Below are 14,087 nucleotides of genomic sequence, written 5' to 3'. Positions count from 1 at the left end.
TGGGCCCATGAGGGACCTCTGGATCGCTCCCGCCGTCCCCCGGCCGGTGTCGCTCTCGCTCCCGGTGCCGGCGGACGGCGCACGCCGGTCCGGCAGGCGGTGGCCCGTGCCGCTCCTCGTGGCCGTGCTGCTCGCCCAGATGGCCTTCGCGATGGTCACGACCGCCGTGCAGCAGACCCCGACGATCGACGAACCGGTGTACGTGGGCGCGGCCGCGGAGTACGTGCGCGAGCACCGGCTGCGGCACAACCCCGAGCATCCGCCGCTCGGCAAGCTGCTCATCGGTGCGGGGGTGGCCCTCGCGGATCCGCGGGTCGACACGGCCTTCGCCGGAGACCAGGGGCAGTCGGGCCGGCACCTGCTGTACGAGTCGGGCAACGATCCGTGGCGGCTGATGCTCTGGGCCCGCCTTCCGGTGATCACGCTGACCCTGTCGTTCGGGCTGGTGGTGTTCGCCTTCGCCCGTGAACTGGCCGGGCACGTCGCGGGGTCGGCCGCCCTCGCGCTGTACTGCTTCTCCCCCGACGTCATCGCCCACGGTTCACTCGCCACACTCGATGTGCCGGCCGCCGGGTTCGTCCTGACGTCGGCGTGGCTGCTGTGGCGGGCGCGCCGGAGACCGCGGCTGTACGTGCCGCTCGCAGGGGTGGCGCTGGGCGCCGCGCTGGCCACGAAGATGAGTACGCTGCCCGCCGTGCCGGTGCTGGTGGTGCTGGCCGCGGTGTCCGTGCGGCAGGCGTCCGGAGGCAGCCGGCGCCGGGCCGCGGCCGCAGCGGGCGGTGTGGTCCTGGCCGCGGTCGCCGTCGTGTGGGTCACGTATCTGATGGTCGACCCGCGGCTGCGCTGGACTCCGGAGCAGCATGTGCCCGTGGTGCGCGGGCTGCGGGAGCTGCTGGTCGGGGTGATGCCGTTTCCGGAGGCCTACCGGGACGGTATGCGCGTGCAGTTCGGGCTGGAGAACCGGCCGTGGCAGGGGTTTCTGTTCGGGCGGCTCTACGAGGGCTCACTCTGGTACTACCTGCCGGCCGCGCTGCTGGTGAAGACGCCGCTGGGGATGCTCGCGCTGTGGGCCGGGGGTGCCGCGGCCGTGGTCGCCGTCCGGCGGCTGCGGCCCGCCGCGCCCTATGTGCTGGCCGCTCCGCTGGTGCTGCTGGCGGCGGCCATGCAGGGGGCGCGGGACTTCGGGACCCGGTACGCGGTGTTCCTGCCGCTGTTCCTCGCGGTGGCGGCGGGGTGCGTGCTCCTGGTGCGGCGGCGGTGGGTGTCCGTGGCGGTGACCGTGCTGGTGGCGTTCGCCGCCGTCAGTTCGGTGCGGGCGTATCCCTGGTATCTGCCGTACTCCAACGAGGCGTTCGGGGGGCCTGGCAGGACCCGGGAGTGGCTGCACGACTCGAACGTGGACTGGGGGCAGGATCTCGGGCGGCTCGCGGACCGGCTGCGTGAGCGGTATCCGGGCGAGCGGGTGTGGCTCGTGTACAAGGGCAGTGGTGTCCCGTCCTTCTACGGCATCGAGGCATCGGATCCTCGTCGGGTGCCGGTCCGTGAGGTGCGGGGGCTGCTGGTCGTGTCGGACTCGGCGGCCGCGAAGGCCACGGGGCGGCTGGCCGAGTTGATCGGCGGCAGCCGCCCCGTGCACGACGTCGGGCACTCGATCACCCTGTATCGCCGTTGAGTGCCTCGGCGCGCGTGCGTCAGTGGCTCGCGTGGAAGAACCCGTCCGTGCTCACATGGTGCATGACCCGGCCGGCCACCCGGTAGCGGCCGTTGGGCACGTCGGGGCACCTCGCCACGTGGACCGCCAGCGGGCCGGCGAATTCGTAGCCGCGGCGTTCCGCGTGGCGGCACAGGCTGTCGGTGAGGGCCTGGCCCACATCGGTGCCGGTGCGGGTCAGATGGTCGTGCACGTCGTCGGGCAGTTCCACGTCGTAGGCGTTGGGGACCATGACACGGCCCTCACGGCACACGACGGCGTTGTCGTCGCACTCGCGTCGCAGGGCGTCGAGGACCTCGACCGGCTCCTTGTCGAGGAGCCGCGCCCACAGCGCGTCCAAGCGGTTCTCCAGGGTCTGTTCCAGCGCACTCAGCGCGCCCATGCCGTCTCACCTGCCGGAAGCGTCGTCGATTCGGTTGCGGTGGCTGGGGTGAGCCATCACCGGTCGTCGTAGTCGTCGGGGCGCACCTCGGCCTCCTCCAGGGCCTCGCGCATCGTGCGGCCGGTCGCGCCCGGCGGACGGGAGCGGTCCTCGTCGTGGTGTTCCAGCAGCTCGTCCGTGGCCTGCGTCTTGGGCCGGTTCTCCTCGGGGACGGTCATGACGGTGGCTCCTCTCGGGATCGTGTGCGGCGGCGGGTTCCCACCCGGCGTACGGGTATCCCCGCGGTGGGCCGCTCATGCTGTCCGGAGAAGCCCTGGTCACCACAGTGCGTGAGCTATGTTGAACGTCCGTGGGAGACGAAGGAGGCGCACCGGTGCCATCGCCGCAGCAGGCACGCGCACAGGCATCCGCGATCACCTCGGGGAAGGCCGCCCCCGAGGCGGAGGTCTCCCCGTCCGCCCAGCTCAGGGCACTTTTCGACCGGCCCCGGCTGTCCCCGGGACAGCGCCGCATCGCGCAGTACCTGATCGAGCACATCACCGAGGCGGCGTTCCTGTCGATCACGGATCTCGCGGACCGGGTGGGCGTCAGCCAGCCCTCGGTGACACGGTTCGCCTCGGCGGTCGGCTTCAGCGGTTACCCGGCGTTGCGGGAGAAGCTCCAGTCGATCGCGCTGGGCACCCTCGCCGTCGGCCCGGCCGAGGAGATGCGCGGCAACGAACTGCAGGCGGCGGTCGACGCCGAGATCGAGAACCTGGAGAACCTGCGGCGGGACCTGGCCGACCCGAACGTGGTCATCGACGTCGGCCGCAAGCTCTCGTCGTCCACCCCCCTGACGGTCCTCGGCCTGCGCATCTCCGTCTCGCTCGCCGAGTACTTCGCCTACGCCGCCCGCCGGATCCACCCGGACGTACGGCTCGTGACGCGGGGCGGGAGCGTCGCCTACGACGCGCTGCTGCAGTCGCGTGAGGCGGGTGGCACGTGGGTGCTGGCGTTCTCCATGCCCCGGCACGCGCAGGAGACCCTGACGGCCGTGCGGGTCGCGCGGGGCGCCGGACTCAAGGTCGCCCTGATCACCGACCTGGCGCTCGGGCCGCTCGCAGACGAGGCCGACGTCGTCTTCGCCATCGGGACCGGATCGCGACTGGTCTTCGACTCCTACGCGGCCCCGGGCGTGATGTGCTCGGCGCTGCTGCAGGCCATGACGGACGCGGATCCGGAGCGGACGCAGGCGCGGCTGGAGGGGTACGAGCAGGTCGCCGACCAGCACCAGTTCTTCCTCAGGGACTGAGCGGCGGCACGCGGCGGGCCGCACATGGGGACCATCCACAACAAAGCACGCATGAATGTTTTCATGCTGCTTGCAAACCGGTTGGCATATATAAATACTGCTCACGGATCGCGACCCGGCAGTTCCGGATCCGTTCCGCACCCGTGGAGCCGGGTCCTACCCACTCCGGCGTCCCGGGTGTTCGTGGCGGCCCCGGCCATCCCCTAGGCCGGGGCCGCCCCGACTCGTCGTCCACCCTCACGACGCCGCACACCCGAGAGCGATGATCATGCCCCTGACGACCACGCGCATCAGCCCGGACTGGCCCTGCCAGGTCAAGACCCCCGGGAGCTACGACTGGGAACGCTCGGCGGCCAAGTGGCTGCGCGAGCTGGTGCCCACGCGCTACGCCGGATATCCCGTGTTCATCCGGCATCCCGTTCTTCTCGCACGGCATGCCCAGATCCAGGTCCAGAACGAGATCCGGGTCGCCCGCACCGCCCTGCAGACCGCCCGCGCCGACCTGCCGGGCCTCGGCCTGCACGAGGGGGTCATCGAGCACACGATCAAGCTGTACGCGGCCGAGGTCATGCAGCTCCAGCACATCGCGCGCAGCGTCCGGGCGGTGACCCAGGCCCTGGTGGAGGCGAACCGCCAGCCGTGAGCCGCCGGGCATGACCGGCGCCGCACGTGGCACACGTGGAGGAATGAGGACCACCACAGCCCGGCGCGGCGCGCCGGTGACCACCGTCCTGACCTGGCAGGTGCGCCCCGGCCGGGAGCAGCGGTTCGAGGAGTGGACGCACGGCATCACCCGCTGCGCCAGACAGTTCCCCGGCAACGAGGGCGTCTCCTGGCTCACACCCGAGGACGGCCACCGCTACCACGCGGTGCTGCGCTGGTCCGATCAGCACCGGCTCGCCGCCTGGCTGGAATCCGACGAGCGCGCGCACTGGCACCGGAGGATCGAGGACATCGCCACCGAGGTCAGCAGCGAGCGCCAGTCGACGACCGGGATGGAGTCCTGGTTCAGCCTCCCGGGCACCGCCGTGCAGGCCCCGCCCCGGTGGAAGATGGTCCTCACCACCTTCCTCGGCGCCTACCCTCTCACCCTGCTCATCCAGTGGCTGGTGACTCCGCACACCACCGGCTGGCCACTGCCCCTGCGGGCCGCCGTCTTCCCGCTGGTACTGCTGCCGCTGCTGACGTACCTGGTGATGCCGCGGCTCAGCCGGCTGCTGCGGCAGTGGCTGTATCCGCACGACGACGACTGAACAGCCCCCAAGGCTGATGGGACCGACGGGGCTCCTGGGACGGGCGAGCAGTCCGTGCGCACAAGGCGGTCTGCGAATCGGGCCAGGTGTGCAATGCTCAACGCGTGACGAGCGAGCCCGTGACGCCGGCGCAGCCCGGTGCCGCACCGGACCTGGTCGAACTGACCAAGATCGTCGCCCGGCAGCGTGCCGAACTGGACCGGCTGCGCGACCGGGCGGCCACGTCGGCTGTCGTGGAACGGGCCAAGGGCGCGGTGATGGCGCTGACCGGGTGTTCCGCCGACGCGGCGGGCGAGCAGCTGCTCCAGCGGGCCAAGGCCGCCCGTCGCACCCTGCTGGAGGAGTGCTGGATCACCCTGGGCGGTCTCGCGCCCACACCGTCCGGCCCCGGCGCGGCGAGCGAGTCCCTGGGCGTCGAGGCCACCGACTCCGGGGCGGCGGCCCTGGAGCGGTCGGCCGCTCCGGACGACGTCACCGCCGCCCTGGCCCGCCTCGGCCAGGCCCTCGTTCGGGTGATGACACCGCAGGACCTCGCCCGGTGTCTGCTGGAGCATCTCGGCCCCGACATGTCGGCGGACGCGATCCTGATCTACGCACGCAGGCCCGACGGCGGTCTCGAGATGGCCGGGCACGCGGGCATCGACGACACACTGGCGACCCAGTGGTTCCAGGTGCCGCCCTTGGCCGGAATGGCGGCGCTGGACGCGCTGCGATCGGGCGAGCCGCGCTGGCTGGAGGACTTCGCCTCGGACGTGCGGCGGTACGTGCTCATCGGCGACCCTCCCGACAGGTGGCGCTCGCGTGCCTGGCTGCCCGTGCTCGCCGCGGGCTCGGCCGAGGTCTGCATCGGCGTGCTGCGCGGCCGGGCCGGGGTGTTCACCCCGCGCGACCGCGCCCACCTGCGGGGCGTCACCGGGCTGTGCGCCGGCCGGCTGCGTGCCTTCGACTCACCGCCCGAGCGCGACGCCGACGCCGCCACGGACGCGGTGCAGGCGCTGTTCGAGGCGCTGCCGGTCGCGGCGATGCTGCTCACGCCGCTGAGGACCGCGACGGGCGGGACCGAGGACTTCCGGGTGGAGGCCGCGACCGCGCAGGTGGGTGACCTGCTGGGCCGGACCGGTGAGGAACCGGCCGGGCGGCGGCTGCTGGAGCTGCGGCCGGCCCTGACGGCGGAGCCGCTGTGGCAGGGCTGTCTGCAGGTGCTGGCCACCGGGAAGGCGTACGAGGGCGAGCCGTTCGCGCACGAAGAGGTCGTGGCGGGGGTCGCCGAGCTGTCCGTGTACAAGGCACGAGTGGCGCCCCTGGGCGACGCCCTCGTCGTCTCGTGGATCCGGCACGGCTCCTCCGACCGGCAGGAGCAGCGGCTGGCGGACCTGCAGCGACTGGGCAATCTCGGCTGGGCGAACTGGAACCTGGCGACACATGAGGCCTCCTGGTCGTCCCAGGTGTTCTCCCTGGTCGGCCGGGACCCGGCGCACGGCCCGGTGCCCCTGCCCGAGGTGCCGGAGCTCGCGCTGCCCGAGGACACACCCGCGCTGACGCGCGCCGTCGATGAACTCGTCCACGACGGGCGGCCGTTCGACGTGCCGTTCCGGATCCGGACGAGCGGCGGCATCCGGCATCTGCGGCTGGTGGCCGAGGCGGTGGCCGACCGGCACGGCATGCCTGTCGAGGTGCACGGCTTCGTGCAGGACATGACCGCCCGGCGGCGGGCGGAGCTGGCCCTGGTCGAGAGCGAGCGGGCGATCCTGACGCAGCACGACGTGCTCCAGGCCGAGCGGACCCTGGCCACCCGGCTCCAGCACGCGCTGCTGCCCATGTCCAACCGGCCCGTGCACCTGGCCGGGCTGCGCGTCGAGGTCGCCTATCTCCCGGCCCAGTCGGGTGTGCACGTCGGCGGTGACTGGTTCAGTGCCATCGAGCTGCCCGACGGGGACGCGCTGCTGGTGGTCGGCGATGTCGCCGGGCACGGGGTCGACGCCGTGGCCACGATGGCCCAGCTCCGGTTCACCGCGAAGGGCATGGTCATCACGGGCTCGTCGCTGACCGGCGCGCTCGCCCGGCTGAACACGCTGCTGCTGCACTCCCGCGACTCCCACGCCACCGCCACGATGGTGCTGGCCCGCTACGAGCGGCGACGCCGGCGCCTGGTCTGGGCGCAGGCGGGGCACCCCCCGCCGCTGCTGCTGCGGGACGGCGAGGCGCGGTATCTGGGCCGCCCCCGGGGCATGCTGCTCGGGGCGGCGGCCTCGCCGGTCTACCAGGAGGCGGAGTGCCGTCTCGACCCGGGCGACCGGCTCATCCTGTACACCGACGGTTTGGTCGAGCACCCGCCGGACAGCATCGACCGGGGTCTGGAGCACCTCGCCGAGGCGGTGGCGGCTCCGCACGGCGACGGGCCCGGGTCGCTGGGGCCGCTGCTCGCGCGGATGCTGCCGGACGAGCGGCGGGACGACGTGTGCGTGGTGGACGTCCGGGTTCCCGGGGTTCAGGACCGGTAGGGCTCACACCCGCCTCACGAGTCCCCGCGATGGCGCCAGTACCACCACAGGCCCACGAGCAGGGCCAGCAGGAACAGAGTGGGCAGCACCAGGCCGGGGATGCGGGAGCCGTTCATGGGCGTGGCCTTTGGTTCGCGGCGGTTCGGGCGCCTCATGCGTCGCCCCGCCCCAGGGTGACGCCGAAGGGTCCCGCCGTTCCGCCGCTTTCCCCATTTCTTGCCCGGCGTTCGACACGCGGGGAGCGACGTCAGTCGACCGGGTGCCCCGGGTCGATGGCGAGGGCGTCGGAAAGGCGCAGCAACGGCCCGTCGTACTCCTGGTGTCCGCCCCACTCGACCGGGTCGAGGACGAAACCGATGTGGTCGCCGCCGCCCGCGCGGGTGACGATCCGGCCGACGAACCAGGCCGGCACGTCCTCCAGGACCAGGGCACCGCCGTACGCCTCGCGCAGCGGGACGTCCTGGAACTTGTCGGTCCGGTCGCCGGTGTGTCCGCCGAACCGCTCGGCGAGGGCGTCCTGTTCGCGGCCGAGCAGGTGCACGGCGAGGACTTCCGCGTTCCGGGCCACCCGGAAGGTGTGGTTGAGCTCGGACAGCCACACCACGAACCGCACCGGCCGCAGCGAGCACTGCGAGGCGAACCCGACCAGGCAGCCCGCCCGTTCACCACCCGCGGCGGCCGTGACCACGTACATCTCGGGGTTCAGCCGGTCGATGAACTCGTCCATGCCGGCCATGGTCACACATCAGCTCGTGCCCGCCGGGGTGCGGGACTCCAGTGCGGCCCGGGTGTCGTTGCCGTACACGCCGGTCTCGTCGCCGCGGATGCCGTACCAGAGCTGGAAGCGGGCGACCGCGGCGGTGAGGGTGGGGTCGTAGCGGCCGCTGGTGGAGCCGTCCCGGTAGACGTCCGGGACGCGCAGGAGGCGTTGCTGAAGCTCGGTCACCTCGGGGCCGGTGGCTCCCTCGCGCAGCGTGCCGGCGCCGTCCGGGTCCACGGGTGCGGTGGCCGGCGGGGTGGGCGTGGGGTCAGGAGCCGGGGCGGCGGACCGGGGCGGCGCGGGCGTCGCGGTGTCGTCCGGGTACTCGCCGCGGAGCAGCAGCGCACCGCCGAAGCCGATCACCGCGGCCGCGAGGACCGCCACCGCGACGGCGGCGCGGCGCAGCCCGGCTCCCGGCGGCACGGCGTCCACGGGCCGGCGACTCCGGCGGGCGACGGGCGGGAGTTCCTGTGTCAGCGGCTCGGAGCCGGCCGGCGGCTTCCCCGGCAGCACGACGGGCTCGTACCCGCCCGGCTCCTGGCCGGTGTCCTGCCGGAACTCCCGCATCAGTTCCGCGAGGGCGTCGGTGCGGCGGGGCCGCAGGACGCGGATGGGTTCGAGGGCCTGGCCGTCGTGCGGCGGCCGGGGCTCGGACGGTGTCGACACGCTGCTCTCCTTCGTCCGGGTCCGGGGCGCCCGTCTTCGAGGATCGTCCTGCCGATGGATACGCGGCTGCCGCGCCCGGGGTTCAGAGACCGATCAAGCCCACTCCCAGAGCACTCAGTACCTCCCGAAGTGTGCACTGAGTGCCATGAGTGGCCTTCCGGGTGCTACGTTCCCGCTCATGAGCTCCGAGAAAGCCGAGGCCGGCAACGGGAAGCCGCCCATGCGGGACGCCCTGGTGGCCGCGGCCTTCCAGCTGTTCCTGGAGCGGGGATACGAGCAGACCACCGTCGATGACATCGTGGCGCTCGCCGGTGTCGGGCGGCGCTCGTTCTTCCGCTACTTCCCCTCCAAGGAGGACGTGGTCTTCCCCGACCACGAGCGGTGCCTGGCCGACATGACGGCCTTCCTGGCGGACGGCTCCGACGACGACGAACCCGTGGGGCGGGTCTGCGACGCGGCCCGGCTGGTGCTGCGCATGTACGCCGAGAACCCGACGTTCTCCGTGCAGCGCTACCGCCTCACCAAGCAGGTCCCCGGGCTGCGCGCCTACGAGCTGTCGGTCGTGTGGCGCTACGAGCGGGCCCTCGCCGAGTACCTGCGCCGGCGCTTCGCCGTCCGCCGGGACGGCACCCTGAAGGCGGACGTGATCGCGGCGGCGGTGGTCGCGGCGCACAACAACGCGCTGCGCTCCTGGCTGCGTTCGGACGGCGAGGGCGAGGCGAGCACGGCGGTCGACCACGCGCTGGACTACGTGCGGTCGGCGTTCGGCGGCGTACCGGTGCCGCCGGCCGGGGAGCAGCCGGAGGACGTGGTGGTCGTCGTGTCGCGACGTGGGGCACCGCTGTGGCGGGTCGTGCAGGAGATCGAGTCGACGCTGGGGCGAGGCTGAGACCCCTCACATTGAGGGTACGGAGTGCCTTTACGAGTGGCACTGAGTGCCATACTCTGTGCTGCGTGCACGGTGGCACGGCGAACCGCGCACACGTGTGCGCGGGTGATCGCGTGCGCGGATTCCGGCCGAGTGCAGGGAGTTGACCAGCGTGTACCACTCAGGAAGCGTCGCTCAGCAGGCAGCCGGCTCCGCGACGGGTCTGCTCGACCCGAGGGGCCAGAACGCGGAGGCCATCCTCTTCCAGCGCTGCACCTGGTGCGGCACCGCCATGTACCACCGGCTGCTGTGTCCGGTCTGCCGGGGCAGCGATCTGCGCACGGAACGCGCGGAGGGCACGGGCACCGTCCGCCACTCCACGGTGGTGCACCGCAACACCCCCGCGGCGCGCAACGTGTCGCAGATAGAGATGTCCGAGGGGTTCGTCGTGCGCGGCCGGGTGATGGGCCCGCCGATCGGCATCCACAGCGGGGACCGGGTGCGGCTGTCCACGGCCAAGGACCCGGTACGGGGCGAGCCGGTCTTCCAGCTCCTGGACGAGCCGTACCGGGCCTGGCGCTGACGCCCTCTCAGCCCGTGATGAGCTCGTCGGTGCGCACCGGCCGCCCCGTCTCGAAGCTCCGGTTGGCCGCCAGCCCGACCGCCAGGGCCAGCGCGCCGTCGCGTTCGGTGGCCGTCGGATGGGCCACGGCGGCGGTGTCCGCCGGGCGGGTGGCGCCGACAGGGCCGAACAGCGCGTCGAGCATGCGGGGATCACCACCGCCGTGAGCCTCGTGGGCGACCGCGAGCGGCATGTCCACCGGAGGCTTCCACAGCGGGCGCAGCGTGAGGCGGACGCCGCCCGCGTGCTCGGCCGCCATGCCCCCGTGCACCGCGCCGGCCGCCGAGGCGAGCCGGGTCGGCGGCTGCCAGCGGCTCTCCTCCACCTCCAGCTCCAGCCGGCCCGCGCTGCCGTTGAACATCACCCGGTAGCCCTCCCACGGGGAGTAGGCGGTCAGGTGGTACGTCATGGTCGCGCCGCGCGCGTAGCGCACGAGGACGGACATGTCGTCCTCGATGGTGACCGGCCCGTCGAAGACATTGCGGTCGCGCAGGTAGCCGTCGTCGCGTTCGGCGTCGAGGTAGAGGGCGCGCAGGGTGTCGTCGGCCGCGAGGTCCAGGGCGAAGGGGTCGTCGGCGGCCCGGTCGGCGCCGTGGGCGCGGTCGTAGTCCCGGCGCAGCCCGTGCCGCTCCCCCGCGTCGCGGCCGTAGAAGCCGAGCCGCCCGTAGCCGAAGGCCTCCCGGGGCTCGTCGTCGAGCCACCAGTTCACCAGGTCGAAGTGGTGCGAGGACTTGTGCACCAGCAGGCCGCCGCTGTGGTGCTTCTCGCGGTGCCAGCGGCGGAAGTAGTCGGCGCCGTGCCGTACGTCGAGCAGCCACTCGAAGTGGACCGACAGCACCTCGCCGATGGCGCCGTCGGCGAGCAGGCCGCGGACCTTCTCGTGCACGGGGTTGAAGCGGTAGTTGAAGGCGACGGTGAGGGAGTTGCCGGTCTCGCGGACGGTGCCGAGGATGCGGGCGCAGCGACCGGCGTCGACGGTCATCGGTTTCTCGGTGACGACGCGGCAGCCGGCCTTCAGGGCCGGGACGATGTAGCGGTCGTGCTCGGCGTCGACGGTCGTGACGACGACCTCGTCGATGCCCTCCTCGGCGAGCAGTTCGGTGAAGCGGTCGGGTTCCCACGGGGTGGCGGCGGGTGCGCCGGTCTCGGCCAGCAGCCGGTTGTGGAAGGCCATCCGGGTCGGGCTGGGGTCGCACAGGGCGGCCACGACATGGCCGGGGCGTTCGGCGAGGCCGCGGGTGTACAGCTGGGCCCGGTGGCCGGTGCCGACGACGGCTGCGCGCAGGACGGGAGTTCGGCTCATGGCAGGTGCCCTTTCCGGTGAACGGGATCTCCACTCCCCCGCGGCCGAAAGCGCTTGCTGGACGTCAGAGGGTGACGCGGATGCCCACGGTGCCGTTCACGCCCCGGCGCAGCCGGCTGCCGAGCAGGGTCAGCCGCCCCGTCAGGCCGTATTTGCGGGCGATCAGCTTCCGGTAGCGGGCGGTGGTGGCCGGGTCGCAGATCACCGCCGTCGCGGGCACCTGGTCGCCGGTGGGGTTGCCGCGGGCGTCGCAGGGGCCGACCAGGACGTCGGCCCGGTTGCGGATCCGCTTCACCTTCCAGGAGCCGGCGGGCGTCCATACGCCGAGCGCGTCCCCGTCCCGTACCACCCAGACCGGGGTGGCGACCGGCGTGCCGTTCCCGCGGTAGCTGGTGAGCAGCAGGTACTTGCCCGCGCCCGGTTCAGCCGGTGTCCTGTCGTGCATGGCGGGAAGTGTACGAGCCGGTCTCCGGGTTCACCGCAGCGCCGCCGCCGTTCTCCGCACGGCCTCCGTGAGCACCTCTTTCGAGGTCGCCAGGTTGAGGCGGACGTGGCCGGTGCCGCCGGTGCCGAAGGCGAGGCCGGAGCTGAGGGCGACGCGGCCGCGGCGCAGGAAGACGTCGGCCGGGTCGTCGCCGAGCCCGAGGGCGCGGCAGTCGAGCCAGGCCAGGTAGGTGGCGTCGCCCGGCCGGTAGCGGATCGCGGGCAGGTGCTCGGCCAGCAGATCCGCGAGCAGCCGCCGGTTGCCGTCGAGGCCGGCCAGCAGGGCGTCCAGCCAGGTGACCCCGTCGCGCAGGGCGGCGGTGTGGGCGATGACGGCGACGTGGCTCGGGCCGTGCCCCACCTCCTCGGGCATCCGGTCCAGGTCGGCGGCGGCCCCGGGCCCGGCGACCGCGAGGGCGGCCTTGAGCCCGGGAAGGTTCCAGCCCTTCGAGGCCGACATCAGCGACAGGCCGCGCTCGGCGCCCGGCACGCTCAGATACGGCACGAAGCCGGCGCCGCCGACCACGAGCGGGGCGTGGATCTCGTCGGCGACGACGCGCACCCCGTACCGTTCGGCGAGCCCGGCGACGGCGGACAGCTCCTCGGCCGTGTGCACGGTGCCGGTCGGGTTGTGGGGGCTGCACAGCAGGTACGCGGCCCGCCGCCCGCCCGCCACGGCCTGCCGGAAGGCCTCCTCCAGGACATCGAGGTCGATACGCCCGTCCGCCCCGAGCGGGGCCTCGGCCACCCGCCGGTCCATGTGCTCCACGAACATGTAGAACGGCGGGTACACGGGCGGGTTCACGACCACCGTGTCGCCGGTGCCGGTGACCAGCTTGAGCATCTCGACCACGCCCAGCATGACGTCCGGCACGATCGCGGTGCGCTGCACGGCGAGCCCGCCCCAGCCCCACCGCTTCCCGGCGAAGGCGGCCAGGGCCTCCGCGTAGGCGGTGCCGGCCGGGTAGCCGGTGTCTCCGAGGTGGAGCGCGTCGGTGACGGCGCGCACCACGGGCTCGGCGAGCGGTACGTCCATCTCGGCCACCCACAGCGGCAGCACGTCCTCGGGGTGAGTGCGCCACTTCATGCTGGTGCGCTGCCGGAGGCGGTCGAGCGTCAGGACTTGCAGGGGATTCGGTTCACCGGACGTCTCGTGCGGGATCCTGGTCATGGGCACACGATAGGGGGCTGTGCGGTGAGCGGGAGTCTTGCGGACGGGGAGCGGGGCGGGGCGGCGGACGGGTTCCTGGAGATCGCCTGCGACGAGTCGGGGTCGGACGGTGAGAACCTCACCGGCGGGAACACGGACGTGTTCGCGCACGCCGGTGTCTCGCTGTCCGTGGCGGCGGCCGCGGCGGCGGTACGGGAGATCCGGGACCGGATCCGGTCGCCGGCCGAGGAGTACAAGGCGAACCACCTGCTCCGGGAGAAGCACCGCGCGGTGCTGGAGTGGCTGCTCGCGCCGGAGGGACCGATCCACGGTCGGGCGCGGGTACACCTCATGGAGAAGACGTTCTTCGTGGTGGACCGGACCGTCGGCCTGCTGCTCGACGACCCGGCCGCGGCGGTAGCCCTGTTCGGCGTGGGGCGCCCGGCCTTCGGGGAGGACGGCTGGCGGGCGTTCCTGGAGGCGGCCAACCGGCTGCTGCGGGTGCGCCACGACGGGGACCCGGTGGAGGCCTTCTACGGCACGGTCGACGCCCTGCGCCGCGCGCATCAGCGGACCGACGCGGCAGGGATCCTGGAGCGGCTCGCCGGGACCCGGTCGCGCGCGGTGTCCTACCGGGACGGGCTCCTGGCCGGGCCGCCCCTGATCCCACCGCTCAACCCGCTGCTCCCGGCGATCGTGCGGACGGCCGCGCTCTGGAGCCGCGACGGGCGGCCGGTCCACCTCGTCCACGACCGGCAGAACATGCTGACGCCGGACCGCATCGCGTGGATCGAGAGGACGGCCCGGCGGGCCGGGATCGGCCTGGCCGGGCTGCGGCTCGTCGTCGCGCGTGACGACGCGCGGGTGCAGGTGGCGGACTTCCTCGCCGGGATCGCCCGCAGAATCGCCTCCGACGAGCTGAACGGCCGCGGCGACCCGGCGCTCACCGCCCTGCTGCGGCCCTACGTCGATCCGGACTCGGTGTGGGGCGACGCGCGCAGCGGGGCCCTGCTCTCGGCCGCGGTCGCCGGGTGACGCGCAAGAGATCACCGGTGCGCTGAACGCGGCACGGCTCCGCCCCGTATGAATGAAGGGCA

At 73.1% G+C, this 14,087-nt stretch carries 15 protein-coding genes; 8 read left to right on the top strand and 7 right to left on the bottom strand.

Annotated features, from left to right (window positions below):
* The first annotated feature begins 7 nt into the window (after positions 1-7).
* Positions 8-1,672 (top strand): ArnT family glycosyltransferase, encoded by a 1,665-nt coding sequence (locus IO24_RS0109150; RefSeq protein ID WP_078898927.1) that lies wholly within the window; start codon positions 8-10, stop codon positions 1,670-1,672.
* A 19-nt stretch (positions 1,673-1,691) separates the two neighbouring features.
* On the opposite strand, the gene IO24_RS0109145 is transcribed toward IO24_RS0109150, so the two are convergent.
* Positions 1,692-2,093, bottom strand: coding sequence for a DUF3662 domain-containing protein (locus IO24_RS0109145; RefSeq protein WP_031133772.1), 402 nt, complete (start codon positions 2,091-2,093; stop codon positions 1,692-1,694).
* A 56-nt stretch (positions 2,094-2,149) separates the two neighbouring features.
* A complete protein-coding gene (locus tag IO24_RS45585; RefSeq protein ID WP_167551597.1) occupies positions 2,150-2,311 on the bottom strand; it encodes a hypothetical protein in 162 nt (53 codons plus the stop codon).
* A gap of 155 nt (positions 2,312-2,466) precedes the next feature.
* Here IO24_RS45585 and IO24_RS0109135 point away from each other — a divergent pair, with 155 nt between their 5' ends.
* From IO24_RS0109135 to IO24_RS0109120, 4 genes are all read left to right on the top strand, one after another.
* Positions 2,467-3,384 carry a MurR/RpiR family transcriptional regulator gene (locus IO24_RS0109135; RefSeq protein WP_031133770.1) on the top strand — a complete coding sequence of 306 codons (918 nt, stop codon included), beginning with the start codon at positions 2,467-2,469 and terminating at the stop codon, positions 3,382-3,384.
* Positions 3,385-3,646: 262 nt separating this feature from the next.
* Complete coding sequence (locus IO24_RS0109130; RefSeq protein ID WP_031133768.1) at positions 3,647-4,027, top strand: hypothetical protein; 381 nt, start codon at positions 3,647-3,649, stop codon at positions 4,025-4,027.
* Between the two features lie 43 nt (positions 4,028-4,070).
* Positions 4,071-4,637: an antibiotic biosynthesis monooxygenase gene (locus IO24_RS0109125; protein ID WP_031133766.1), complete on the top strand. Its 567-nt coding sequence runs from the start codon at positions 4,071-4,073 to the stop codon at positions 4,635-4,637.
* Between the two features lie 104 nt (positions 4,638-4,741).
* Positions 4,742-7,138 carry a SpoIIE family protein phosphatase gene (locus IO24_RS0109120; RefSeq protein WP_045295971.1) on the top strand — a complete coding sequence of 799 codons (2,397 nt, stop codon included), beginning with the start codon at positions 4,742-4,744 and terminating at the stop codon, positions 7,136-7,138.
* Between the two features lie 247 nt (positions 7,139-7,385).
* Here IO24_RS0109120 and IO24_RS0109110 read toward each other — a convergent pair whose 3' ends face one another.
* Positions 7,386-7,874: a flavin reductase family protein gene (locus tag IO24_RS0109110; protein WP_031133762.1), complete on the bottom strand. Its 489-nt coding sequence runs from the start codon at positions 7,872-7,874 to the stop codon at positions 7,386-7,388.
* A 9-nt stretch (positions 7,875-7,883) separates the two neighbouring features.
* Positions 7,884-8,564 carry a peptidoglycan-binding domain-containing protein gene (locus tag IO24_RS0109105; protein ID WP_031133759.1) on the bottom strand — a complete coding sequence of 227 codons (681 nt, stop codon included), beginning with the start codon at positions 8,562-8,564 and terminating at the stop codon, positions 7,884-7,886.
* Positions 8,565-8,784: 220 nt separating this feature from the next.
* Here IO24_RS0109105 and IO24_RS0109100 point away from each other — a divergent pair, with 220 nt between their 5' ends.
* Together IO24_RS0109100 and IO24_RS0109095 are read left to right on the top strand one after the other, a co-directional pair.
* Entirely contained in the window at positions 8,785-9,453 is a 669-nt protein-coding gene (locus IO24_RS0109100; protein WP_199808813.1) for a TetR family transcriptional regulator, read from the top strand.
* A 151-nt stretch (positions 9,454-9,604) separates the two neighbouring features.
* Entirely contained in the window at positions 9,605-10,015 is a 411-nt protein-coding gene (locus IO24_RS0109095; RefSeq protein ID WP_031133754.1) for a Zn-ribbon domain-containing OB-fold protein, read from the top strand.
* A 7-nt stretch (positions 10,016-10,022) separates the two neighbouring features.
* Here the strand turns inward: IO24_RS0109095 and IO24_RS0109090 are convergent, their stop codons facing one another.
* The 3 genes from IO24_RS0109090 to IO24_RS0109080 all read right to left on the bottom strand — a co-directional run bounded on the left by IO24_RS0109090 (position 10,023) and on the right by IO24_RS0109080 (position 13,011).
* Complete coding sequence (locus IO24_RS0109090; RefSeq protein WP_031133751.1) at positions 10,023-11,357, bottom strand: Gfo/Idh/MocA family protein; 1,335 nt, start codon at positions 11,355-11,357, stop codon at positions 10,023-10,025.
* A 64-nt stretch (positions 11,358-11,421) separates the two neighbouring features.
* A complete protein-coding gene (locus IO24_RS0109085) occupies positions 11,422-11,802 on the bottom strand; it encodes a PPOX class F420-dependent oxidoreductase (protein ID WP_031133749.1) in 381 nt (126 codons plus the stop codon).
* Positions 11,803-11,832: 30 nt separating this feature from the next.
* Entirely contained in the window at positions 11,833-13,011 is a 1,179-nt protein-coding gene (locus IO24_RS0109080) for a MalY/PatB family protein (protein ID WP_031133747.1), read from the bottom strand.
* A gap of 24 nt (positions 13,012-13,035) precedes the next feature.
* On the opposite strand from IO24_RS0109080, the gene IO24_RS0109075 reads away from it, so the two are divergent.
* The gene (locus IO24_RS0109075; RefSeq protein ID WP_031133745.1) at positions 13,036-14,025 is read left to right on the top strand and encodes a DUF3800 domain-containing protein; all 990 of its coding nucleotides are present in this window, start codon (positions 13,036-13,038) and stop codon (positions 14,023-14,025) included.
* Positions 14,026-14,087 lie beyond the last annotated feature (62 nt).

It is taken from the genome of Streptomyces flavovariabilis, from assembly GCF_000725785.1.
In the GTDB taxonomy this organism is placed as follows: domain Bacteria; phylum Actinomycetota; class Actinomycetes; order Streptomycetales; family Streptomycetaceae; genus Streptomyces; species Streptomyces hawaiiensis.
This window is presented reverse-complemented; position numbering and strand designations above follow the sequence as displayed.

Bases quoted from the DNA above. Each gene is read 5' to 3' on its own strand.
- IO24_RS0109150 (WP_078898927.1), top strand. From the start codon at position 8: ATGAGGGACCTCTGGATCGCTCCCGCCGTCCCCCGGCCGGTGTCGCTC.
- IO24_RS0109145 (WP_031133772.1), bottom strand. From the start codon at position 2,093: ATGGGCGCGCTGAGTGCGCTGGAACAGACCCTGGAGAACCGCTTGGAC.
- IO24_RS45585 (WP_167551597.1), bottom strand. From the start codon at position 2,311: ATGACCGTCCCCGAGGAGAACCGGCCCAAGACGCAGGCCACGGACGAG.
- IO24_RS0109130 (WP_031133768.1), top strand. From the start codon at position 3,647: ATGATCATGCCCCTGACGACCACGCGCATCAGCCCGGACTGGCCCTGC.
- IO24_RS0109125 (WP_031133766.1), top strand. From the start codon at position 4,071: ATGAGGACCACCACAGCCCGGCGCGGCGCGCCGGTGACCACCGTCCTG.
- IO24_RS0109110 (WP_031133762.1), bottom strand. From the start codon at position 7,874: ATGGCCGGCATGGACGAGTTCATCGACCGGCTGAACCCCGAGATGTAC.
- IO24_RS0109100 (WP_199808813.1), top strand. From the start codon at position 8,785: ATGCGGGACGCCCTGGTGGCCGCGGCCTTCCAGCTGTTCCTGGAGCGG.
- IO24_RS0109090 (WP_031133751.1), bottom strand. From the start codon at position 11,357: ATGAGCCGAACTCCCGTCCTGCGCGCAGCCGTCGTCGGCACCGGCCAC.
- IO24_RS0109085 (WP_031133749.1), bottom strand. From the start codon at position 11,802: ATGCACGACAGGACACCGGCTGAACCGGGCGCGGGCAAGTACCTGCTG.
- IO24_RS0109080 (WP_031133747.1), bottom strand. From the start codon at position 13,011: ATGACCAGGATCCCGCACGAGACGTCCGGTGAACCGAATCCCCTGCAA.